Origin of the sequence: Pseudomonas sp. S37 (genome assembly GCF_016658545.1) — a bacterium.
In the GTDB taxonomy this organism is placed as follows: Bacteria; Pseudomonadota; Gammaproteobacteria; order Pseudomonadales; family Pseudomonadaceae; genus Aquipseudomonas.
The window spans coordinates 1-20111 of the sequence record NZ_JACVZC010000053.1 but is presented as its reverse complement, the minus strand read 5'-3'; the positions used below and the strand labels follow the sequence as shown (position 1 = coordinate 20111).

General features: G+C 61.4%; 23 protein-coding genes. 4 read left to right on the top strand and 19 right to left on the bottom strand.

Annotated elements, in window-relative coordinates:
• Positions 1 to 44: 44 nt before the first annotated feature.
• From queC to IAE39_RS16805, 17 genes are all read right to left on the bottom strand, one after another.
• Entirely contained in the window at positions 45 to 719 is a 675-nt protein-coding gene (queC, locus tag IAE39_RS16885) for a 7-cyano-7-deazaguanine synthase QueC (RefSeq protein WP_201204561.1), read from the bottom strand.
• Between the two features lie 17 nt (positions 720 to 736).
• Entirely contained in the window at positions 737 to 1384 is a 648-nt protein-coding gene (gene queE / locus IAE39_RS16880; RefSeq protein WP_201204552.1) for a 7-carboxy-7-deazaguanine synthase QueE, read from the bottom strand.
• A 168-nt stretch (positions 1385 to 1552) separates the two neighbouring features.
• Entirely contained in the window at positions 1553 to 2356 is an 804-nt protein-coding gene (gene ybgF / locus IAE39_RS16875; protein ID WP_201204550.1) for a tol-pal system protein YbgF, read from the bottom strand.
• Positions 2357 to 2362: 6 nt separating this feature from the next.
• Positions 2363 to 2863 (bottom strand): peptidoglycan-associated lipoprotein Pal, encoded by a 501-nt coding sequence (pal, locus tag IAE39_RS16870; protein WP_012273762.1) that lies wholly within the window; start codon positions 2861 to 2863, stop codon positions 2363 to 2365.
• 55 nt (positions 2864 to 2918) lie between these two features.
• Positions 2919 to 4190, bottom strand: a complete 1272-nt coding sequence (gene tolB / locus IAE39_RS16865; RefSeq protein WP_236548651.1) for a Tol-Pal system beta propeller repeat protein TolB — start codon at positions 4188 to 4190, stop codon at positions 2919 to 2921.
• Positions 4191 to 4216: 26 nt separating this feature from the next.
• Positions 4217 to 5326, bottom strand: coding sequence for a cell envelope integrity protein TolA (gene tolA, locus IAE39_RS16860; RefSeq protein WP_201204534.1), 1110 nt, complete (start codon positions 5324 to 5326; stop codon positions 4217 to 4219).
• A complete protein-coding gene (gene tolR, locus IAE39_RS16855; protein WP_008090221.1) occupies positions 5326 to 5778 on the bottom strand; it encodes a protein TolR in 453 nt (150 codons plus the stop codon). Before tolR ends, tolA begins: the two co-directional genes overlap by 1 nt.
• Before the next feature lie 14 nt (positions 5779 to 5792).
• Positions 5793 to 6488: a protein TolQ gene (gene tolQ, locus IAE39_RS16850; RefSeq protein WP_010952367.1), complete on the bottom strand. Its 696-nt coding sequence runs from the start codon at positions 6486 to 6488 to the stop codon at positions 5793 to 5795.
• Between the two features lie 2 nt (positions 6489 to 6490).
• A complete protein-coding gene (gene ybgC, locus IAE39_RS16845; RefSeq protein WP_110743810.1) occupies positions 6491 to 6943 on the bottom strand; it encodes a tol-pal system-associated acyl-CoA thioesterase in 453 nt (150 codons plus the stop codon).
• A gap of 125 nt (positions 6944 to 7068) precedes the next feature.
• Positions 7069 to 8115, bottom strand: coding sequence for a Holliday junction branch migration DNA helicase RuvB (ruvB, locus tag IAE39_RS16840; protein WP_201204532.1), 1047 nt, complete (start codon positions 8113 to 8115; stop codon positions 7069 to 7071).
• On the bottom strand, positions 8112 to 8729 hold the full coding sequence (ruvA, locus tag IAE39_RS16835; protein WP_201204529.1) for a Holliday junction branch migration protein RuvA: 618 nt from the start codon (positions 8727 to 8729) through the stop codon (positions 8112 to 8114). Before ruvA ends, ruvB begins: the two co-directional genes overlap by 4 nt.
• Before the next feature lie 109 nt (positions 8730 to 8838).
• Positions 8839 to 9363 carry a crossover junction endodeoxyribonuclease RuvC gene (gene ruvC / locus IAE39_RS16830; RefSeq protein ID WP_029888028.1) on the bottom strand — a complete coding sequence of 175 codons (525 nt, stop codon included), beginning with the start codon at positions 9361 to 9363 and terminating at the stop codon, positions 8839 to 8841.
• A gap of 140 nt (positions 9364 to 9503) precedes the next feature.
• Complete coding sequence (locus tag IAE39_RS16825; protein ID WP_029888029.1) at positions 9504 to 10250, bottom strand: YebC/PmpR family DNA-binding transcriptional regulator; 747 nt, start codon at positions 10248 to 10250, stop codon at positions 9504 to 9506.
• A gap of 114 nt (positions 10251 to 10364) precedes the next feature.
• The gene (gene aspS / locus IAE39_RS16820) at positions 10365 to 12140 is read right to left on the bottom strand and encodes an aspartate--tRNA ligase (RefSeq protein WP_201204527.1); all 1776 of its coding nucleotides are present in this window, start codon (positions 12138 to 12140) and stop codon (positions 10365 to 10367) included.
• Positions 12141 to 12233: 93 nt separating this feature from the next.
• Positions 12234 to 12455: an FmdB family zinc ribbon protein gene (locus IAE39_RS16815; protein ID WP_201204526.1), complete on the bottom strand. Its 222-nt coding sequence runs from the start codon at positions 12453 to 12455 to the stop codon at positions 12234 to 12236.
• Positions 12456 to 12547: 92 nt separating this feature from the next.
• A complete protein-coding gene (locus IAE39_RS16810; protein WP_201204517.1) occupies positions 12548 to 12877 on the bottom strand; it encodes a ribbon-helix-helix domain-containing protein in 330 nt (109 codons plus the stop codon).
• Between the two features lie 245 nt (positions 12878 to 13122).
• Positions 13123 to 13596, bottom strand: coding sequence for a Dps family protein (locus IAE39_RS16805; protein WP_028690591.1), 474 nt, complete (start codon positions 13594 to 13596; stop codon positions 13123 to 13125).
• A gap of 281 nt (positions 13597 to 13877) precedes the next feature.
• Here IAE39_RS16805 and IAE39_RS29990 point away from each other — a divergent pair, with 281 nt between their 5' ends.
• Positions 13878 to 14471 (top strand): cold-shock protein, encoded by a 594-nt coding sequence (locus IAE39_RS29990; protein ID WP_201204515.1) that lies wholly within the window; start codon positions 13878 to 13880, stop codon positions 14469 to 14471.
• Positions 14472 to 14577: 106 nt separating this feature from the next.
• Here the strand turns inward: IAE39_RS29990 and IAE39_RS16795 are convergent, their stop codons facing one another.
• Together IAE39_RS16795 and IAE39_RS16790 are read right to left on the bottom strand one after the other, a co-directional pair.
• Entirely contained in the window at positions 14578 to 14784 is a 207-nt protein-coding gene (locus IAE39_RS16795; protein ID WP_201204513.1) for a SlyX family protein, read from the bottom strand.
• 1 nt (position 14785) lies between these two features.
• Positions 14786 to 15205: an HIT family protein gene (locus tag IAE39_RS16790; protein ID WP_201204511.1), complete on the bottom strand. Its 420-nt coding sequence runs from the start codon at positions 15203 to 15205 to the stop codon at positions 14786 to 14788.
• A gap of 691 nt (positions 15206 to 15896) precedes the next feature.
• Between IAE39_RS16790 and IAE39_RS16785 the strand changes: the two genes are divergently transcribed.
• The 3 genes from IAE39_RS16785 (at position 15897) to IAE39_RS16775 (ending at position 20030) form a co-directional block, all read left to right on the top strand.
• On the top strand, positions 15897 to 17180 hold the full coding sequence (locus IAE39_RS16785) for an OprD family porin (RefSeq protein ID WP_201204509.1): 1284 nt from the start codon (positions 15897 to 15899) through the stop codon (positions 17178 to 17180).
• 160 nt (positions 17181 to 17340) lie between these two features.
• Positions 17341 to 19056, top strand: coding sequence for a proline--tRNA ligase (locus tag IAE39_RS16780; RefSeq protein WP_201204507.1), 1716 nt, complete (start codon positions 17341 to 17343; stop codon positions 19054 to 19056).
• Between the two features lie 20 nt (positions 19057 to 19076).
• A complete protein-coding gene (locus tag IAE39_RS16775; RefSeq protein ID WP_201204505.1) occupies positions 19077 to 20030 on the top strand; it encodes a hypothetical protein in 954 nt (317 codons plus the stop codon).
• The last annotated feature ends 81 nt before the right edge of the window (positions 20031 to 20111 follow it).

Sequence of the window (20111 nt, the reverse complement as noted above, 5' to 3'; positions counted from 1 at the left end):
TAATACTGATTTCTAACGGGAAATCAATACCCCATCACAATTTTTCAAGCGTATCGCGTCGGGTCTTGCACACCGGCGGCCTTGAAACCGTCGGCGCGCAGGCGGCAACTGTCGCATTTGCCACAGGCACGGCCATCGTCGTCGGCCTGGTAGCAAGACACGGTCAAACTGTAGTCCACACCACGGGCCATGCCGGCCTGCACGATCTGCGCCTTGCTCATGTTCTGCAGCGGCGCCTGAATGCGGAAGCCCTGCCCTTCTACCCCGGCCTTGGTCGCCAGGTTGGCCATGCGCTCGAAGGCTTCGACGAACTCGGGGCGGCAATCCGGGTAACCGGAATAGTCCACGGCATTGACGCCAATGAAGATGTCGCGTGCTTCCAGCACTTCTGCCCAGCCCAGGGCCAGCGACAGGAACACGGTGTTACGCGCCGGCACGTAGGTGACCGGGATGCCTTCGCCCGGGGTTTCCGGCACGTCGATGCTGCTGTCGGTCAACGCCGAGCCGCCAATGCCGTCAAGGCTCAGGCCAATCACCTTGTGCTCCACCACGCCCAGGTCGCGGGCTACGCGGGCGGCAGCGTTCAGCTCGGCGCGATGGCGCTGGCCATAATCGAAACTCATGGTATAGCAGCTGTAGCCTTCGGCCTTGGCCATGGCTACCACGGTGGCCGAGTCCAGGCCGCCCGACAACAGGATTACTGCGCGTTTTTCGGTCATGTGTGCTTGCTCCTCAATCAACGTCCGGGTTCGTCGTTCCACAGCAGCTTGTGCAGCTGCAGCTGGAAGCGCACGGGCAGGTTGTCGGCAACGATCCAGTCGGCCAGGTCGCTGGCCTTCACCTGGTGGTGGCTGGGCGAGAACAACACCTCACCGGCTCGCTCGGCCAGGTTGTACTGGATCAGCTTGGAAACCGCCCAGTCATAGTCCTCGCGGGAACAGATGACGAACTTGACCTGGTCATTGCGGGTCAGCTGCTCGATGTTCGAGTAGAGGTTACGGTGCGACTCCTCCGAACCCGGAGTCTTCAGGTCGACCACGCGGCTGACGCGGGTGTCGGTACCGGCGATATCCAGCGCGCCGCTGGTTTCCAGCGACACCTCGTAACCGGCATCGCACAAGCGCTGCAACAACGGCAAGGCGTTGGGCTGGGCCAGTGGCTCACCACCGGTGACGCAGACATAGCGCGGCTTGAAGCCGGCCACTTGCTCAAGGATCGAATCGAGGGTGCGAACGGTACCGCCACTGAAGGCATAGGCACTGTCGCAGTACTGGCAGCGCAGGGGACAACCGGTGAGGCGCACGAATACCGTGGGCAGCCCAGCCGTTCGCGTTTCACCCTGCAAAGAGTAAAAGACTTCGGTGATGCGTAATGTGTCTTGCATGCTCGCCACGGGCGTGACAGCTAAACAGGCTGTCCGCCTCCGTCAGGCACTGTCGCGGACTCGACATGGCGTTATCCGCAGCAGCGTGTTTATGAAAAAAGGGCACAGATTCTAACGAAAAAACCCGCGACTGGCGCGGGTTTCTTTTAAACGGTACTGCTACAACGCTTAGAGCTTTTGCAGGTCACGCTGGGCCAGTTGCGCGGCAGAGGTGCCGGGGTACTGGGTGATGACCTGTTGCAGGATGCCCTTGACCTTGTCGGTGTGGCCCATGCGGCGCTCGACATCGGCCAGTTTGTACAGCGAATCTGGCACCTTGCTGTGCTTCGGGTACTTCTGGCTGACCTGGGCAAAGGCCTGGCTGGCGCCTGGCAGGTCACCCTTGGCCAGGTTCACTTCACCCAACCAGTACTGGGCGTTGCCGGCATACTGGCTGTTCGGGTACTTGCGCAGGAACGCGTTGAACGCCTGGCTGGCCTTGTCGAAGTCTTTCTGCTTGATCAGGTCGAAAGCAGCATCGTAATAGAGCTTTTCTTTCGCCGGATCACCGGGCTCGCTACTGGCGGCCGGTTGTTGCGCAGCAGCACCTGCTGCTGCACCGGAGGCGGCATTGGATGCACCACCGGAGGAATTGTCAGGGGTTGCGGCAGGCGCAGCGCCACTGTTGATGCGACGGTCCAGGTCCTGGTATCGCTCCAGGTTTTCCTGCTTCATGCGCGACACATCGTTCTGCAGCTCTTCGATGATGCCTTGCTGGCGGGAAAGCTGGTCCTGCATCTGTTGCAGCTGCATGAACAGCTGACCCTGTGCAGAGGCAGGGGCCGAAGCCCCCGACCCGGCATAGGCGCCGCTCGTGCCATAACCCGCAGGCGGATAACTGCCTGCGTTGTCATCTACTACAGGGACCTCAGCCCAGGCCGCGAGCGGCAGGCTGAGTGCGAGGACGGTTACTACACGGCGGCACATACGCATAAGAACTTACTTACGCAGTTCTACGCGACGGTTCTGAGCCCAGGACTGCTCGTCGTTGCCGGTAGCAACTGGACGCTCTTCGCCGTAGGAAACCAGTTCCAGCTGAGCAGGGGAAACGCCCTGCAGAACCAGGTAGCGCTGAACGGCTTTCGCACGACGCTCACCCAGAGCCATGTTGTACTCGCGGGTGCCGCGCTCGTCGGTGTTGCCTTCCAGGACAACGCGGTTGCCGTTGGACTTCAGGTCCTTGGCGTGAACGTCCAGAGCGCGCATGGCTTCTGGCTTCAGGTCCGAGCTGTCGTATTCGAAGTAGAAGGTGGTGATTGCGCGCAGGGCGGCTTCTTCGCTCAGGGAGCCGTCGACCGCGCCAGTGTTGGCACCGTAGCCAGCGTTAGGATCTACAGCAGCGCCTTCGCCTGCGTTGTCACCGCCCTTCGAGGAGCAACCTACAGCTACGGCCATGGCCAGTGCCAGCGCAGCAAATTTACCAAACTTCAGCATTTCCATCGTGAAACTCCTAATGAAACCCCAGTGTGTTAAGGCAAAACGTATTACGCCGCAATCAGTTCAGGTAAGGGGACCAGGACGGTTCTCTGACTTCGCCTTGAGCGGTAGGAAGTGGGAGCCTCACGCGGCCATTAAGCGACACGAGCATCAAGACTCCCCGGCCCTGCTGGCGGGTGGCGTAGATTAGCATGGTGCCGTTAGGCGCAACAGTGGGAGACTCATCAAGACTTGTTTCAGACAGAATCTTTACACTTCCGCGTTGCAAGTCCTGTGCCGCCACTTTGAAGTTGGTAAAGCCCTGTTGGCGATGGATCATCACCAGGGTTTTTTCGTCCGCCGAAAGTTTCGGGTTGGCGTTGTAGTTACCCACGAATGTTACACGCTCGGCACCACCACCACTGACCGACTGTTTGTAGATCTGCGGTTTGCCGCCACGGTCGGAAGTGAAGTAAAGGGTGTTGCCATCCTTACCCCAGAACGGTTCGGTATTGATACCCGGGCCTGCGGTGACGCGGCTGATCTGGCGCGAAGCCACGTTCATCACGTAAATGTCCGGGTTGCCGTCTTTCGACAGTACGAACGCCAGGCGCGAACCGTCGGGCGACCAGGCTGGCGCGCCGTTCAGGCCTTCGAAGTTGGTCACCTGCTCGCGGCGGCCGGTATCGATGTTCTGCACGAAGATGCGTGGGCGCTTCTGCTCGAACGACACGTAGGCAATACGCTTGCCATCCGGTGCAAAGCGCGGCGACAGGATCGGCTCACGCGATTGCAGCAGGGTCACTGCGCGCGCACCGTCGTAGTCCGAACGCTGCAGGGTGTAGCGGGTGTTGTTGACGGAGAAACGCTCGGCCGTCACGTACAGCATGCGGGTAGAGAACGCACCCTTGATGCCGGTGAGCTTCTCGAACGACTGGTCGGCAATGTAGTGCGCCATGTCGCGCAGCTGGTCGGTGCTGCCCGCCACGCTACCGGTCAGCACTTGCTGCTCGGTGGCGACGTTGAACAGCGCGTACTGCACCTGCAGGCGACCACCCGACGGCACGATGCTGCCAACCATCACGTACTGGGCACCCAGGGCTTTCCAGTCACGGAAGATCACTTCGCTGGCCTGCGACGGCTGGCTGATCATGTTCTGCCGCGGAATCGGCGAGTAGTAGCCGGAGTTGCGCAGGTCGTTGCCGATGATATCGGCGATGTCTTCGGGCAGCACGCTGCCGCCCTGCATACCGAAGGGTACGACCGCAATGGGTGTGGCCCGGTCGCTGCCGCTGGTGACCAGGATGTTCTTTTCCTCTGCCACCGCCATGCCTGCCACGCAGCAGAGCATGACCAGCAGTCCTCTCAGACGTTTAATCACAACGCTAGATCCTCAGGTGTAAATGTCATCTTGAACGAACGATAACGGTTGAAATCGCTCGGCTTCATACCCTGCATTTCGGTCAGACGACCAATGTTCTTGACCGCAGCCACCGCCGAACTGTCGTACGGGCCGTCACCACTGGAACGGGCCACGCTGACACTGGTAATGGTACCGTCCGGCAACATGCTTACCTGCAGGGTCACCGTCATGCCCTTGCGCGCGGAAGGTGGGCGCGCCCAGCCCTCGGCTGCGCGCATGCGGATCAGGTCGTCGAAATCGCCGGCCACCTGGTCCCCTTGCTCGTCAGCCAGTGCCTGCTGCCGCTCGGTGGTGTCAGACAACAGCTCGGCCAGGGCCTGGGCTTTCTTGTCTTCTGCCGCCTTGCGGGCCGCTTCCTGTGCCTTCTTCTTCTGGGCGTCTGCAGCGGCCTTTTTCTTGGCCTCTTCAGCTGCCTTCTTCTTCGCATCCTCGGCCGCCGCTTTCTTCTTGGCGTCCTCGGCTGCTTTCTTCTTGGCCTCTTCGGCTGCCTTTTTCTTGGCATCCTCGGCGGCTTGTTTCTTCGCCTCTTCAGCGGCCGCTTTCTTGGCCTCTTCTTCGGCTTTTTTCTTGGCTTCTTCCTCGGCCTTCTTCTTGGCGATGTCAGCCTGCTGTTTCTCGGCGGCTTTCTTCGCCTCTTCGGCCTTCTTGGCTTCGGCGGTTTTCTTGGCCTCGGCGGCTTCGGCTGCCTTGGCAGCATCCTCGGCTTTTTTCGCCTCGGCGGCTTCGCGGGCCTCTTCGGCCTTTTGAGCGGCGTCGGCTTTCTTTTGTTCCGCGGCCTTGATGGCTTCCTGCTCGACCTTCTTCTGCTCCAGCTGCTCGACTTCGGTCTGGCGCGACGCGGTTTTCTTCGCTTCCCCGGCAATCTTCTGATTGGTCTGGGTAGTCGCCTGGCTCTTGGACTTGAGCTGGTACAGGGTAGCCTGAACAATCGGCTTGGATGGCGGCAGCTCAGGCGTCATGGCAAAACTGACGAACAGCAGGGCGAACACCAGCACATGCAGGCCGATGGCCCAGACACTGGGCCAGAAGTAGCTTTCCGAGGCGGATGGCTCTCGCTGTTGCATCAGGGCGCCTCGGTAATCAGGCCAACGTTACCGACACCGGCCTTCTGCAACCCGCCCATGGCGCCCATGACGGCGCCGTAGTCGACAGCCTTGTCGCCCCGGATGAACACCTGGGTCTGCTTGCCCTGGTCACGGCCGGCGGCAATGATCTTGGTCACTGCGCTGGTCATGTCGGGCAAGGTCATGGCCTTGTCCATCTGCTTGTCGGTATCGACTTCGCTGCCGAGGTTCCAGTAGTAGGTTTTATCGGCCTTGATGGAAATGGTGAGGATCTGGACGTTGTTGTCCTGCGGCAAGGCTTCGCTGGAAACCTTGGGCAGGTCGACCTTCACGCCCTGGTTGAGCATGGGCGCCGTCACCATGAAGATGACCAGCAGCACCAGCATCACGTCGATGTAGGGCACCACGTTCATCTCGGCGACGGGCTTGCGTTTGTGGCGAACTCGGGCCATGGGCTTCTACCTGATTACTCTTCGCTGGTGTGCACTTTGCGGTGCAGGATCGCCTGGAACTCGTCGGCGAAGGTGTAGTAACGGCCGATCAGCACTTCGCTGCGCGCGGCGAAACGGTTGTAGGCAATAACGGCCGGGATTGCCGCGAACAGGCCGATGGCGGTGGCGATCAGCGCTTCGGCGATACCTGGGGCGACCGTGGCCAGGGTGGCCTGTTGGGCGCTGGCCAGGCCGCGGAAGGAGTTCATGATGCCCCACACGGTACCGAACAGGCCGATGTACGGGCTGGTCGAACCGACGGTGGCCAGGAACGGCAGGCTCTGCTCGAGCTTTTCTTCCTCGCGCGAAATGGCCACGCGCATGGCACGGCCTACGCCTTCCATGACCGCGTCCGGGTCAACACCCGGCTGCTGGCGCAGGCGCGAGAATTCCTTGAAACCGGCACGGAATACCTGCTCTACGCCGGAATCCGGGTCGGGGTTGCTGCCTGCCTGACGGTACAGCTTGGACAGGTCGATGCCCGACCAGAAGCGCTCCTCGAAGGCATCCAGCGCACGACGACCGGCGCGCAGCATGGTGCTGCGCTGGAAGATCATGATCCATGAGGTGACCGAGGCGGCCACCAGGGTCAGCATTACCAGCTGAACCACCACGCTGGCATTGCTGACCAGACTCCACATGGAGGTATGGTCGACGACGTTAGCTTCCACGCTTATTCTCCTGCGTTCGATTGATTACCCGAGCCGTCCGCCGCAAAGGCGTCGCGCAGCTGGGGGGGTATGGCTCGGGGTTTGAAAGTGTCGGCACGCACTGCGGCCACCAGGAACTGCCCTTCGCAGAGCAGCGTTTCATCCTTTTCCCGCCAGACCTGCTGCACAAAACGCAGGCTGGCGCGATTGAGTTCAAGTACTTGCGCGGTGACTCGCAGTTCGTCGTCCAGCCGCGCCGGCGCGTGATAGCGCGCTTCGCTGGAATGGACCACGAACAGCAGGTTGTCTTCGGCCAGCAGCGACTGGGAAAAACCCAGGTGCCGCAGGCGTTCGGTGCGCGCGCGCTCCATGAATTTCAGGTAGTTGACGTAATACACCACGCCACCGGCATCGGTATCTTCGTAATAGACGCGACAACGGTGTGCGAACGGTTCCAGGCCATTTTGCGCGCGCATACTCTAGTGCTTACTCCTCAGCTTGCCAATCCGCTGTGGCAACTGTTTTTTCTTCATTAATGTCTTATTGCCAGCGCACCTTCGGCATGCCAGCGGTAGGACCACGAAAAGTCGCTTTTGATCTGTCATTCATCGGCCGGCTCGGAAAAATCACCACCCTCCCCCATGCGCCCGGGAATATTCAGGCCGAAGTGCAGGTAGGCATGCCGGGTTACCACGCGGCCACGTGGCGTGCGCATGATGTAACCCTGCTGGATCAGGTACGGCTCCAGCACGTCCTCGATGGTGTGGCGTTCTTCACTGACGGCTGCAGCCAGGTTGTCGACGCCCACCGGGCCACCGTCGAACTTCTCAATCATGGTCAGCAGCAGGCGGCGGTCGGAATGGTCAAAGCCGCGCTCGTCGACGTCCAGCAGGTTCAGCGCCATGTCGGCCACGGCCTTGGTGATGTGGCCCTTGCCGCGCACCTCGGCGTAGTCGCGCACGCGGCGCAGCAGGCGGTTGGCGATACGTGGCGTGCCGCGGGCCCGGCGGGCGATCTCGTAGGCGCCCTGGTCTTCGATGGCCAGGCCCAGGATGTTGGCCGAGCGGCTGACGATGGTGGACAGGTCCTTGTCGCTGTAGAACTCCAGGCGCTGGACGATACCGAAGCGGTCACGCAACGGGTTGGTGAGCATGCCGGCGCGGGTGGTCGCCCCGACCAGGGTGAACGGTGGCAGGTCGAGCTTGATCGAACGGGCCGCAGGGCCTTCGCCGATCATGATGTCGAGCTGGAAGTCTTCCATGGCCGGGTACAGCACCTCTTCGACAACCGGCGACAGCCGGTGGATCTCGTCGATGAACAGCACGTCGTGCGGTTCGAGGTTGGTCAGCATGGCCGCGAGGTCGCCCGGGCGCTCGAGGATAGGCCCCGAGGTGCTCTTCACCGACACGCCCATTTCATGGGCGATGATGTTGGCCAGGGTGGTCTTGCCCAGGCCTGGCGGGCCAAAGATCAAGGTGTGGTCGAGCGACTCGCTACGGCCACGGGCGGCCTGGATGAACAGCGCCATCTGCTCGCGCACCACCGGCTGGCCGATGTATTCATCCAGGCTCAGCGGGCGGATTGCACGGTCCTGGACTTCTTCACGGTCGCGGCCACTGGCGGCGATCAGGCGGTCGGCTTCGATCACTTGGTAATCATCCCTTTCAGGCTGCGGCGGATCAGCTCTTCACTGCTCAGGCCGGCCTTGTCCTTGATCGCGGCGATGGCCTTGCTCGCTTCCTGCGGCTTGTAGCCCAGCGAAACCAGGGCGCTGACCGCATCGGCCTCGGCGCTGGACTCGCTGGCGACCGGCAACGGCCCATCGGACACCAACGTGAACATGGCCGGGGAGGTTTCCCAGGCCTTGAAGCGGTCCTTGAGCTCGACCAGCAGGCGTTCGGCGGTCTTTTTGCCGACGCCGGGCACGCGCACCAGCGCCGAAGTGTCCTGGGCCTGCACGCAGCGCACCAACTCGTCCACTTCCAGCCCGGACATCAGCGCCAGGGCCAGCTTGGGCCCCACGCCGTTCAGGCGGATCAGCTCGCGGAACAGTTCGCGCTCGCGCTTTTCGGCAAAACCGTAGAGCAGGTGGGCGTCTTCGCGCACCACCAGGTGGGTGTGCACGGTGACGCTTTCGCCCACTTTGGGCAGACGGTACAGCGTGGTCATGGGAACTTCCAGTTCGTAGCCCACGCCGTTGACGTCGATAATCAGGTGCGGCGGCTGTTTCTCCGCCAGGGTGCCACGCAAACGTCCAATCACGTTCCGATCCTTCCTCTCGGGGAGCCGGTCAAAGACCGCTCAACCCTATCAGCAAATGCAGCGGGTGAATGCTTCACCCGGACAAATTTTGTATCTGCGCATGAAGCGCTCAAAGACGCAAGCGCCCACCGCGCCGCCGCGCCGTGGCCAGGCCATGCGGCACAAGGCTGGAACGGGTATGGGCGTGGCACAGGGCAATCGCCAGTGCGTCGGAGGCGTCGATCTGCGGCTTTTGCGTCAGCTTCAGCAGGTGCATGACCATCATCATCACCTGCTCCTTGTTGGCGCCACCGGTGCCGGCCACGGCTTGCTTGACCTGGGTGGCGCTGTATTCGGCGATTTCCAGGCCGGCTTCCGCGGCGGCGACGATGGCCGCGCCACGGGCCTGGCCGAGCTTGAGCGCCGAGTCGGCGTTGCGGGCCATGAACACCCGCTCGATGCCCATGGTTACCGGGCCGTGCTGGGTGATGATTTCACTGACACCACGAAAAACGATCTGCAGCCGCTCGTGCAGCTCGCCGCTGCCGGTGCGGATACAGCCCGACGCCACGTACTCGCAACCACGGGCGGTCTGGCGGACCACGCCATAGCCGGTGATGCGCGAGCCGGGGTCGATACCTAGAATCAGAGTCATAGTGCCTGTTTGTTCAAAATGTACCGGCCTATTCGCGGGCAAGCCCGCTCCCACAGGGACCGCACCAAACCTGAACCTGGTGCAATACCTGTGGGAGCGGGCTTGCCCGCGAAGAGGCCCTCAAGGCCAACGAAACAACCTTAGCCGAGGTTTTCCATGATCTCATCGGAAATCTGGGCATTGGAGTAGACGTTCTGCACGTCATCCAGGTCTTCGAGCATGTCGATCAGCTTGAGCACCTTCTCGGCACCCTCTTGGTCGAGTTCGGCACTGGTGGTCGGCTGCATGACGATTTCCGCGTCAGCGGCCTTGAAGCCGGCCTCTTCCAGGGCGTTACGCACGGCATAGAAACTGTTGAACGAGGTGAATACCTCGAACGAACCGTCGTCGTTGGCTACCACGTCGTCGGCATCGGCCTCCATCGCCGCCTCCATCAACGCGTCTTCGTCCACGCCCGGCGCAAAGCTGAGCTGCCCCTTGCGCTCGAACAGGTAGGCCACCGAGCCGTCGGTACCGAGGTTGCCGCCACACTTGGTGAAGGCATGGCGCACGGCGGCGGCGGTACGGTTGCGGTTGTCAGTCATGGCTTCGACCATGATCGCCACGCCACCCGGGCCGTAACCTTCGTAGCTGAGCTCTTCGACGTTGTCGCTTTCGTTGGTGCCAGCACCACGGGCCACGGCGCGGTCGATGATGTCGCGGCTCATGTTGGCGCCCAGGGCCTTGTCCAGCGCCAGGCGCAGGCGCGGGTTGGAGGCCGGGTCAGGGCCGCCCTGCTTGGCAGCAACCGTCAGTTCGCGGATCCACTTGGTGAAGACCTTGCCTCTCTTGGCATCCTGGCGCTCTTTGCGGTGCTTGATGTTCGCCCACTTGGAATGACCAGCCATAACGACTCCGATTTCCTTGAATCACAAACAGCCCCGCCCCATGACGGGGCGGGACGGGAAAATGCCTGCGCCGAAACGCAAAGGCGCATCCATGTGGATGCGCCCGGGGACTGCTTACTCGACCTTGGTCTGTTCGCGCAGTCGGATGTGCAGCTCGCGCAGGGCCTTGGCGTCGACCAGGCCTGGGGCCTGGGTCATGACGCACGCGGCGCTCTGGGTTTTCGGGAAGGCAATCACTTCACGAATCGACTGGGCGCCGGTCATCAGCATGACCAGGCGGTCCAGGCCGAAGGCCAGGCCACCGTGAGGCGGTGCACCGAACTTCAGGGCGTCGAGCAGGAAGCCGAATTTCTCTTCCTGTTCTTCGGCTTCGATACCCAGCAAGCGGAACACGGCCTGCTGCATCTCTTTGCGGTGGATACGGATCGAACCGCCACCCAGCTCGGTACCGTTCAGGACCATGTCGTAGGCACGCGACAGCGCGGTGGCCGGGTTGGCCTCGAGCTCCTCCGGGGTGCACTTCGGCGCAGTGAACGGGTGGTGCAGCGCAGTGAAGCTGCCGTCTTCGTTCTCTTCGAACATCGGGAAGTCGACGACCCACATCGGCGCCCACTCGCAGGTCAGCAGCTCGAAGTCGTGGCCCAGGCGGATACGCAGCGCGCCCAGCGCTTCGCTGACCACCTTGAACTTGTCGGCACCGAAGAACACGATGTCGCCGTCTACGGCACCAACGCGGTCGAGGATGTTGTTGAGGTTGGCCTCAGGGATGTTCTTGACGATCGGCGATTGCAGGCCTTCGACGCCCTTGGCGCGCTCGTTGACCTTGATGTAGGCCAGGCCCTTGGCACCGTAGATGCCGACGAACTTGGTGTACTCGTCGATCTTGCTGCGCGGCATGCTGGCGCCGCCTGGCAGGCGCAGGGCGGTTACGCGGCACTTCGGATCGTTGGCCGGGCCGGCGAATACCTTGAAGTCGACATCTTTCAGCTGATCGGCAACGTCAACCAGTTCCAGCGGGTTACGCAGGTCTGGCTTGTCGGAACCGTAGCGGCGCATGGCTTCTTCGAAGGTCATGTGCGGGAATTCGCCGAATTCCAGGTCGAGCACTTCCTTGAACAGCTTGCGGATCATGCTTTCGGTCAGGCCCATGATCTCGCTTTCATCGAGGAAGCTGGTCTCGATGTCGATCTGGGTGAACTCCGGCTGGCGGTCGGCACGCAGGTCTTCGTCACGGAAGCACTTGGCGATCTGGTAGTAACGGTCGAAGCCGGCGACCATCAGCAGCTGCTTGAACAGCTGTGGCGACTGCGGCAGGGCGAAGAAGCTACCGGCGTGGGTACGGCTAGGTACCAGGTAGTCGCGCGCGCCTTCCGGGGTAGCACGGGTGAGGATCGGGGTTTCGACGTCGAGGAAGCCGTTGTCGTCCATGAAGCGACGGATGCTGCTGGTAATGCGCGAACGCAGGCGCAGCTTTTCGGCCATTTCCGGGCGACGCAGATCAATGAAGCGGTAACGCAGGCGGGTTTCCTCGCCGACGTCGGAGTATTCGTTCAGCGGGAACGGTGGGGTTTCCGCTTCGTTGAGTACGGTCAACTGGTAGCCGAGGATCTCGATGGCACCGGAAGCCATGTTGGCGTTCACTGCACCTTCAGGGCGCTTGCGGACCTTGCCGGTGACCTGCACGACGTACTCGCTGCGCACGCGGTCGGCGGCGGCGAAGGTTTCGGCGCGATCCGGGTCGAACACGACCTGGGCCATGCCTTCGCGGTCACGGATGTCGAGGAAGATCACCCCGCCGTGGTCGCGGCGACGATGGACCCAGCCGCAAAGGGTGACTTCCTGGCCGTCCAGGCTCTCGTTCAGTTGGCCGCAATAATGGCTGCGCATCATGATGGTGGTTTCGCTTCTCGTGATTCGTGTATTCGGTGGAGGCCTTGGCCGCCCGGAGGGCTAATACTGCAAGACCCGGTCACAGCATTCAACTCAGTCGGCCTTGTCGCCGCCTGCCAGATTCTTTTTCGCCCCGGTCTTGAAGTCGGTTTCGTACCAACCGTTACCGCTCAGGCGGAAGCCTGGCACCGACAGCTGCTTCTTCAGCGCTGGCGCCTGACAGGCCGGGCAATCGGTCAGCGGCGCGGCGCTGATCTTCTGCAGCGCTTCCATGCGGTGATCGCAGGCTGCACATTGATAGTCGTAAAGGGGCATGGGTGTCTCTCGTCAACCATAACGCTGGCTGCCGGGGCAGCAAAAAGCGGGATTATATATGGTTAGCAAGCACTGCGCAGCCCGCCAGGCGATCAGCGCACACTTGGCGGGTCTTGCAACCACGCCACGCAGATGACCCGGATCAGCCCGCTGAAGTTGCGCACCCCGCCCTGGCGCAGGTGGACTTCGCGGTCGACATAGGACAATACCGCGCTGACCGAGCAGTGGTTGGCGGCGGCGATGCGCTCAAGGATGCCCCAGTAGACGGCCTCCAGGCGCAGGCAGGTGGAAAAACCGTTGAGCCGTACCGAGCGCGACACTGGCTGGGTCTGCAACATGTCGAAATCCGCCTTGAACGGATCGATGCACTGTTTTCCCGGCCAACGCCCCTGGCCAATAACACGCTTGCTCGCTTGCATCATGCGCCACACTTCCTCGTCACAGGTACCAGGTGGCCTATGAAGCGCTGATGGACGAGCTTAAAGCAGCGGCAAAGTGTTCCTGCACAAAATGCAAAGTCCGCCGGTTTTCATTCTATGATCTCCGGCGCCGGACCACTGTGGGAGCGGCTTTAGCCGCGAACACCGGCAAAGCCGGTGCCATGCACCGCGATGCCTCCTTCGCGGGTAAACCCGCTCCCACAGGGGCCGTTGTCCGCCTCAGGCAATCAATTACCGTCGAGCAGCACCCGCAGCATCCACGCGGTCTTCTCGTGCACCTGCATGCGTTGGGTCAGCAGGTCGGCGGTCGGTTCGTCACTGACCTTGTCCACCACCGGGAAAATGCTGCGCGCGGTGCGCACCACGGCTTCCTGGCCCTGCACCAACTGGCGGATCATCTCTTCCGCAGGTGGCACCCCTTCCTCCTCCTTGATCGACGAGTGCCGTGCATAGAATGCATACGACCCCGGCGCCGGGAAGCCCAGGGCGCGGATGCGCTCGGCGATCGAGTCGACCGCCAGTGCCAGTTCGTTGTACTGCTCTTCGAACATCAGGTGCAGGGTACGGAACGACGGACCCGTGACGTTCCAGTGAAAGTTATGGGTTTTCAGATACAGCACGTAGGTATCCGACAACAGGCGGGACAGCCCATCGACGATGGACTTGCGATCTTCTTCACTGATACCGATATCGATTGCCATGAAGTTCCCCTTTCCTTAAGGCTTGAGACTCAAGCGGGCGCCGACCACTGTAGCAACACTTGGCGCCTGCCGCATGTGACATGGCGCAACACTTCGCCCGCCGGGCGGCCTGCGGTTTGAGTAGCCTGCGGCTTTACTGTTAAATAGGCACGGTGCCACCCGTGCGGACTGTCATTGCCGGGTGCATAGGCTGGCCTGCCACGTGTTCGCGCTTTACACCTCATGCGCACCGTGCTGCCAGCTCTTCCTGTGATCGGCCTTATCAACTGTGAGCCAACCCCATGTTCAAGATCGTCCATCTGGTGACGGGCGTGGCAGCTTTGCTGCTATCGCTCATGCCCAGCCTGAAAACCGATGCAACACCCTTCCTGCAACAACCCGACGCGGTCTACCTGGCCCTGCTCGGTCTGCTCAATCTGGTCCTGGCGCCCGTCGTGCCACTGTATTACCGCGGTGCACGCCAGCAACTGCAACACCTGGCCTGCGCCTTGCTGGTAGTCGCCGTGGTGCTGCAGACCCTGACCCTGCTGGCCCGCCCGGAAATGGGCAACCTGGCAGCCCTGGTCTGCGCCACGCTGGCCGTGGCCCTGCACCTGGCCGTGGGCTTTGCCCGCAGCCCGCGCAAGGCACGCAACAGCCAGCATACGGTGCAAGATGGCGGCAATCGCGATACGGGCACCGTCAAATGGTTCAACACGTCGAAAGGCTTTGGTTTCATCTCCCGCGATTCGGGTGACGATATCTTTGTGCACTTTCGCGCCATTCGTGGCGAAGGCCACCGCATCCTGGTCGAAGGCCAGCGTGTGGAGTTTTCGGTGATGCACCGCGACAAGGGCCTGCAGGCCGAGGACGTGGTGGCGGTTACCCGCCGCTGATCGCCGCATGCGCCTTACCAGGCGAATGCGCGATCCTTGTAGGAGCGGCCTTGCAGCCCATCGCGACGCAAGGCCGCTCCTACAGGGGCGCGCGGTGGTTTCAAGATCAATAATGCGGCGGCGGCGCCTCTTCCCCTTCGCTGCCGTACTGGCCGACCATCTCTTCATAGCGCTTGATCAGCTCGGCCACCTGCAGCTGCAGGCGTTCGATCACCCGCCCCTGTTCGACCACCACATCATTCAGCGCCTGGATAGTGTCATCCTGGAACGCCTGACGGGTTTCCAGTTCGACCATACGCATTTCCAGCGACATTTCAGGCCTCCTGGTAGCCGGCAAGCTGCAGCCCGCGCAAACGCTCGCGCACGGCCTGCACCTGGTCATCGGTATAAGCCACTGCCGGGCACTTGCCCCACACCGGTGCAGGCCAGGCAGCGTCGTCGCGCTGGCGCACAATCACATGCATGTGCAACTGGCTGACCACATTGCCCAGCGTTGCCACGTTCATCTTGTCCGCGCCGTAGCTGGCCTTCAGCGCTTGCGCCAGCTGGGTGGTTTCCTGCCACAGCTGCTGCTGATCCGCCGTATCCAGCTCGAACAGCTCACTGATGTCGGCGCGCTTGGGCACCAGGATGAACCATGGGTAGTTGGCATCCTTGCTCAGCAGCAGCTGGCACAGCGCAAATTCCCCCAGCACCAGGGAATCCTGCTGCAAACGCGAATCGAGGACGAACACGGCATATCTCCTTAAGGCAAAACCAACCCGCTTCAAGCGGTAAACAGACCTGCAAGGATACCTTGCACATTCCCGGTAACACAGCGCTACTTTTCGCACCAAAATGAGGCCGGTTACCCGCCCCCACCACACTTGCCACACCACAAACGACTCTGGATGAACAAGTTGCGGTAACACATTGACTTTAATGACAGCTTTTTAAATTTTAATGATTCTCGACTCCAACATGCCGGCAAAGCCGCTTCGCCCCGTATTTACGGCACTTTCCGACCCTCGGTAGCAGGTTTTGTGAAAATTTCATGAAGTGTTGCGAATTTTGAGCACGCTTGTTGCATTCTCTTCACGCAAAGTCGGCACGACATCTGCAGTGGCAGGTGAACGCGACAAATAACAACAGCGGCATTGGTTACCAGGGAGTTTCCCCAACCGGGATCGATAGTTACCTATTAATTACGGTTACAGAAACAGCGCTGGGGTTGTACGGCCCTTAACCCGGGGCGTGATTTGCGACATGGAAATACCTAAAAGCGACATGGTGAAAAAGTTCCGAAAAGAGTGTTTATCGCCATATCGCCAACAACAGTCAGCGTGCTATACCTTTTCGCCGACATAACAAGAAAGAGCTGCCCCATATAACTAAAACACTTGGACGCAGCGGTACTCTTCCTAAAAACCAAAGGAGCAAATCACGATGCGCGTGATGAAGTGGAGCATGATCGCCCTGGCCGTTGCGGCAGGGACCTCGCAGTTGGCAATGGCCTCGGCACAAGACGAGTCCAAAGGTTTTGTTGAAGACAGCAAGCTGAACGTCAAGACCCGCATGCTGTATTTCAGCCGTGACTTCCGCAACGTGCCGTCTGGCGCCCAGAGCCGCGTTGAAGAAACCGGCCTTGGCTTCCTCGGCACCTTCGAGTCGGGCTTCACCCAAGGTACTGTAGGTTTCGGTGTCGACGCCATTGGCATGCTCGGCATCAAACTGGACAGCGGCCGCGGCCGTGCAGGCACCGGTCTGTTCCCGGAAGGCTCCGACGGTCGCTCGCAGGATGAATACTCCGAAGGCGGCGGCGCAGTGAAAATGCGCATCTCCAACACCGTACTCAAGTTCGGCGACCAGTTCACCGCACTGCCAGTGCTGGCCACCGACGACAGCCGACTGCTGCCGGAAGTTGCCGAAGGTGGTTTGATCACCAGCAACGAAATCGATGGCCTGACCCTGCACGCCGGTCACTTCACCGCGCTGAACGCCCAGGCTCAGACTTACCACGACAGCCTGAACCTGACTGAGGCCAACGTCTTCGGTGGCACCTACGCCTTTACCGATAACCTTAGCACCAGCGTTTACTACTCGCACATCGAAGATCACTTCCGCAAGTGGTACGGCAACATCAACTGGGCACTGCCGATCAGCGACAAGCAAGGCCTGGTATTCGACTTCAACATCTATGACACCAAGTCGATCGGCAACAACCTGACCGGTGCGTTCGTCAGCAAGTCCGACGGCAGCAACGAGCTGGACAACATTGCCGCCAGCCTGTCGGCCGCCTACAACATCGGCGCCCACACCTTCACCCTGGCTTACCAGAAAGTCAGCGGCGACGGCGACTACGCCTACGGCGTGGACGGTGGCGGTACGGTCTTCCTGGCCAACTCCGTGGCCCGTTCCGACTTCAACGCCGAAGACGAAAAATCCTGGCAGGCGCGCTACGACCTGAACTTCGCTGAATTCGGCGTACCAGGCCTGACCTTCATGACCCGTTATGTTCGTGGTACCGGTGCAACCACCCGCACTACCGACAGCGGCAAGGAATGGGAACGCGACATCGACGTCAAGTACGTGATGCAGAGCGGCCCGGCCAAGGACCTGAGCTTCCGCGTGCGTCAGGCCACCTACCGTTCGGGCGATGGCGTGTACTACGGTTCCCCATCGATCGACGAACTGCGCCTGATCGTGGAGTACCCGCTGAGCATCCTGTAAGCCTGGCTTGCAGTGCCCCGCACCTGAAAAAGCCCGGCGATCACGCCGGGCTTTTTCTTGGCTGACAAGTGTCACGCCCTGGGGCATCCTGTACGCCTTCGTTTCACCCCCGTACAATGCGGGGCTATTTCAACGTCTTAGGCAATCGACACGGCTAACCATGCGCACCAGTCAATATTTGCTCGCCACCCAGAAAGAAACCCCTGCTGACGCAGTGGTCATCAGCCACCAGCTCATGCTGCGTGCCGGCATGATCCGCAAACTGGCCTCCGGCCTGTACACCTGGCTGCCGATGGGCCTGCGGGTAATGCGCAAGGTCGAAGCCGTGGTGCGCGAGGAAATGAACGCCGCCGGCGCCCTGGAAGTGCTGATGCCCAGCATCCAGCCTGCCGAACTGTGGCAGGAATCCGGCCGCTGGGAGCAGTACGGCCCGGAACTGCTACGCCTGAAGGACCGCCACCAGCGCGACTTCTGTGTCGGCCCCACCCACGAAGAAGTGATCACCGACCTGGCCCGTAACGAGCTGTCCAGCTATAAACAGCTGCCGCTCAACATGTACCAGATCCAGACCAAGTTCCGTGACGAGATCCGCCCGCGCTTCGGCCTGATGCGTGGCCGCGAGTTCATCATGAAGGACGCCTACTCGTTCCATGCCGACCAGGCTTCCCTGCAGGAAACCTACGACCGCATGCACCAGGCGTACAGCAACGTGTTCACCCGCCTGGGCCTGGACTTCCGCCCAGTGCAAGCCGACACCGGCTCGATCGGTGGCAGCTACTCGCACGAATTCCACGTACTGGCCGAGTCCGGCGAAGACGACGTGATTTTCAGCGACAGCTCCGACTACGCCGCCAACATCGAGAAGGCCGAGGCCATCCCGCGTGAAACCGTGCGCCCTGCCCCTACCGAGGAGCTGCGCCTGGTTGACACCCCGGACGCCAAGACTATCGCCCAGTTGGTGGAAAACCACGGCCTGGCGATCGAAAAGACCGTCAAGACCCTGATCGTGCGTGGCGCCGAAGAGGGCAAGCTGATTGCCCTGGTGGTACGTGGCGACCACGAACTGAACGAAATCAAGGCCACCAAACTGGAACAGGTTGCCGAGCCACTGGTCATGGCCACCGAAGCCGAGCTGCGTGACGCCATTGGCGCCGGCGCTGGCTCGCTCGGCCCGCTGAACCTGCCACTGGAAGTGGTGATCGACCGTTCGGTTGCCCTGATGAGCGACTTCGGCATCGGCGCCAACATCGACGACAAGCACTACTTCGGCGTCAACTGGGAGCGTGACCTGCCAGTACCACAGGTCGCCGACCTGCGTAACGTGGTAGAAGGCGACCCGAGCCCGGACGGCAAGGGCACCCTGGTGATCAAGCGCGGCATCGAGGTTGGCCATATCTTCCAGTTGGGCACCAAGTACAGCGAGGCACTGAAGTGCCAGGTACTGGGTGAGAACGGCAAGCCGGTGGTGCTGTCGATGGGTTGCTACGGTATCGGTGTATCTCGCGTGGTCGCTGCTGCCATCGAACAGAGCTACGACGACAAAGGCATCATCTGGAATGACGCCCTGGCCCCGTTCCAGATCGCCCTGGTTCCACTGCGCTACGAAACCGAGGTGGTACGCGAGGCGACCGACAAGCTGTACGCCGAACTGACCGCCGCCGGCTTCGAAGTCCTGCTGGACGACCGCGACAAGAAAACCAGCCCAGGCATCAAGTTTGCCGACATGGAGCTGATCGGCATCCCGCACCGCATCGTGGTCAGCGATCGCGGCCTGGCCGACGGCAACCTGGAGTACAAGCACCGCACCGAGCAGGACGCCCAGGCGTTGCCGCTCAATGAAGTGCTGACCTTCCTGCAGGCCCGCGTTCGCCGCTGATAACCAATGCACGAGTGATCATGTACAAGCGAAGTACCTTTACCCTGGGGGGCGCCGCACTGTGCGGCGCCCTGCTCGTCAGCGGTTGCGCCAACCAGATGTCCCAGCGCAGCGACCATGAGGAGCGCGTCGAGCGCAAACTGCTCGAGCACACCCTGCAGATCGATGTCGGCGAGCCGAAGGTGATGGAGCTTCCGCAGCGACGTGTGCGCGTGCATGAGCAGAAGCGCTTCGAAGTCACCGAGTTCGAAGTCACCCGGCGCTATGACCGCTACACGCCTTACCAACCCTGGCGGGAGATCTACGAGATCCCGCTGGGTGCGGTGGCCGTGGTGGCGGGCGTTGGCGCCAACGTGGTCAACGTCTTCGCCTTGGGCAACCTGCCGCAAAGCATCACCCACGATTGGCTGGTCTACGGCGTGGACGGGCTCAACCCGTTCATGAACGTGGCCTCCAATGGCCGTGCCCAGCAGAACCTGGCCGGCATCAGCGAGGTGCAGAAAGGCCAGCGCGAGGAAGCCACCAGCGTGCCTTGGAGCGAGCGGCTGGTAGAGGTCAAGGCTGGCAAGATGAACCATGAGCTGACCACCGACCGTAACGGCGTACTGCGCCTGAACCTGCTCGACAGCCCGTTTTCCGAGCAGAACCTCAACCACGTCGGCACCCTGCACCTGCAAGTGCTCGACGAGGACAACGCGGTACGTGGCGATGCCAGCCTGCTGGTCAGCGCCACCCTGCGCAACAAGCTGCTGGAAGCCCATGAGCTGATCTTCGATGACCTTGAAGATGACGATGTCGGCCAGTGGGTACACCGGGTGAAGCGCCTGTCCGAGCTGGGCCTTGAAGAAGAAGCCAGCGAAATGGAGCAGAGCCTGATCGAACTGACCCGCAACGACCCGGAACTGCAACAGGAGTTTCTGCAGTCGCTGACCAAGGCTACTGGGCGGTTGGTGGCTGATCCGGGGGTGCAATAACCCGATATCTACCCTCGCCAGCCTTGCGCGGTCGATGTAGGAGCGGCCTTGTGCCGCGAATGGGCTGCAAAGCAGCCCCAG

Bases quoted from the DNA above. Each gene is read 5' to 3' on its own strand.
- IAE39_RS16775 (WP_201204505.1), top strand. From the start codon at position 19,077: ATGTACAAGCGAAGTACCTTTACCCTGGGGGGCGCCGCACTGTGCGGC.
- ruvC (WP_029888028.1), bottom strand. From the start codon at position 9,363: ATGACTCTGATTCTAGGTATCGACCCCGGCTCGCGCATCACCGGCTAT.
- IAE39_RS29990 (WP_201204515.1), top strand. From the start codon at position 13,878: ATGTTCAAGATCGTCCATCTGGTGACGGGCGTGGCAGCTTTGCTGCTA.
- ybgF (WP_201204550.1), bottom strand. From the start codon at position 2,356: ATGCGTATGTGCCGCCGTGTAGTAACCGTCCTCGCACTCAGCCTGCCG.
- queE (WP_201204552.1), bottom strand. From the start codon at position 1,384: ATGCAAGACACATTACGCATCACCGAAGTCTTTTACTCTTTGCAGGGT.
- ybgC (WP_110743810.1), bottom strand. From the start codon at position 6,943: ATGCGCGCGCAAAATGGCCTGGAACCGTTCGCACACCGTTGTCGCGTC.
- IAE39_RS16780 (WP_201204507.1), top strand. From the start codon at position 17,341: ATGCGCACCAGTCAATATTTGCTCGCCACCCAGAAAGAAACCCCTGCT.
- IAE39_RS16805 (WP_028690591.1), bottom strand. From the start codon at position 13,596: ATGGCAATCGATATCGGTATCAGTGAAGAAGATCGCAAGTCCATCGTC.
- queC (WP_201204561.1), bottom strand. From the start codon at position 719: ATGACCGAAAAACGCGCAGTAATCCTGTTGTCGGGCGGCCTGGACTCG.
- pal (WP_012273762.1), bottom strand. From the start codon at position 2,863: ATGGAAATGCTGAAGTTTGGTAAATTTGCTGCGCTGGCACTGGCCATG.
- IAE39_RS16815 (WP_201204526.1), bottom strand. From the start codon at position 12,455: ATGCCCCTTTACGACTATCAATGTGCAGCCTGCGATCACCGCATGGAA.
- tolA (WP_201204534.1), bottom strand. From the start codon at position 5,326: ATGCAACAGCGAGAGCCATCCGCCTCGGAAAGCTACTTCTGGCCCAGT.
- IAE39_RS16810 (WP_201204517.1), bottom strand. From the start codon at position 12,877: ATGATGCAAGCGAGCAAGCGTGTTATTGGCCAGGGGCGTTGGCCGGGA.
- aspS (WP_201204527.1), bottom strand. From the start codon at position 12,140: ATGATGCGCAGCCATTATTGCGGCCAACTGAACGAGAGCCTGGACGGC.
- IAE39_RS16825 (WP_029888029.1), bottom strand. From the start codon at position 10,250: ATGGCTGGTCATTCCAAGTGGGCGAACATCAAGCACCGCAAAGAGCGC.
- IAE39_RS16785 (WP_201204509.1), top strand. From the start codon at position 15,897: ATGCGCGTGATGAAGTGGAGCATGATCGCCCTGGCCGTTGCGGCAGGG.
- tolR (WP_008090221.1), bottom strand. From the start codon at position 5,778: ATGGCCCGAGTTCGCCACAAACGCAAGCCCGTCGCCGAGATGAACGTG.
- tolB (WP_236548651.1), bottom strand. From the start codon at position 4,190: ATGCTCTGCTGCGTGGCAGGCATGGCGGTGGCAGAGGAAAAGAACATC.
- IAE39_RS16795 (WP_201204513.1), bottom strand. From the start codon at position 14,784: ATGTCGCTGGAAATGCGTATGGTCGAACTGGAAACCCGTCAGGCGTTC.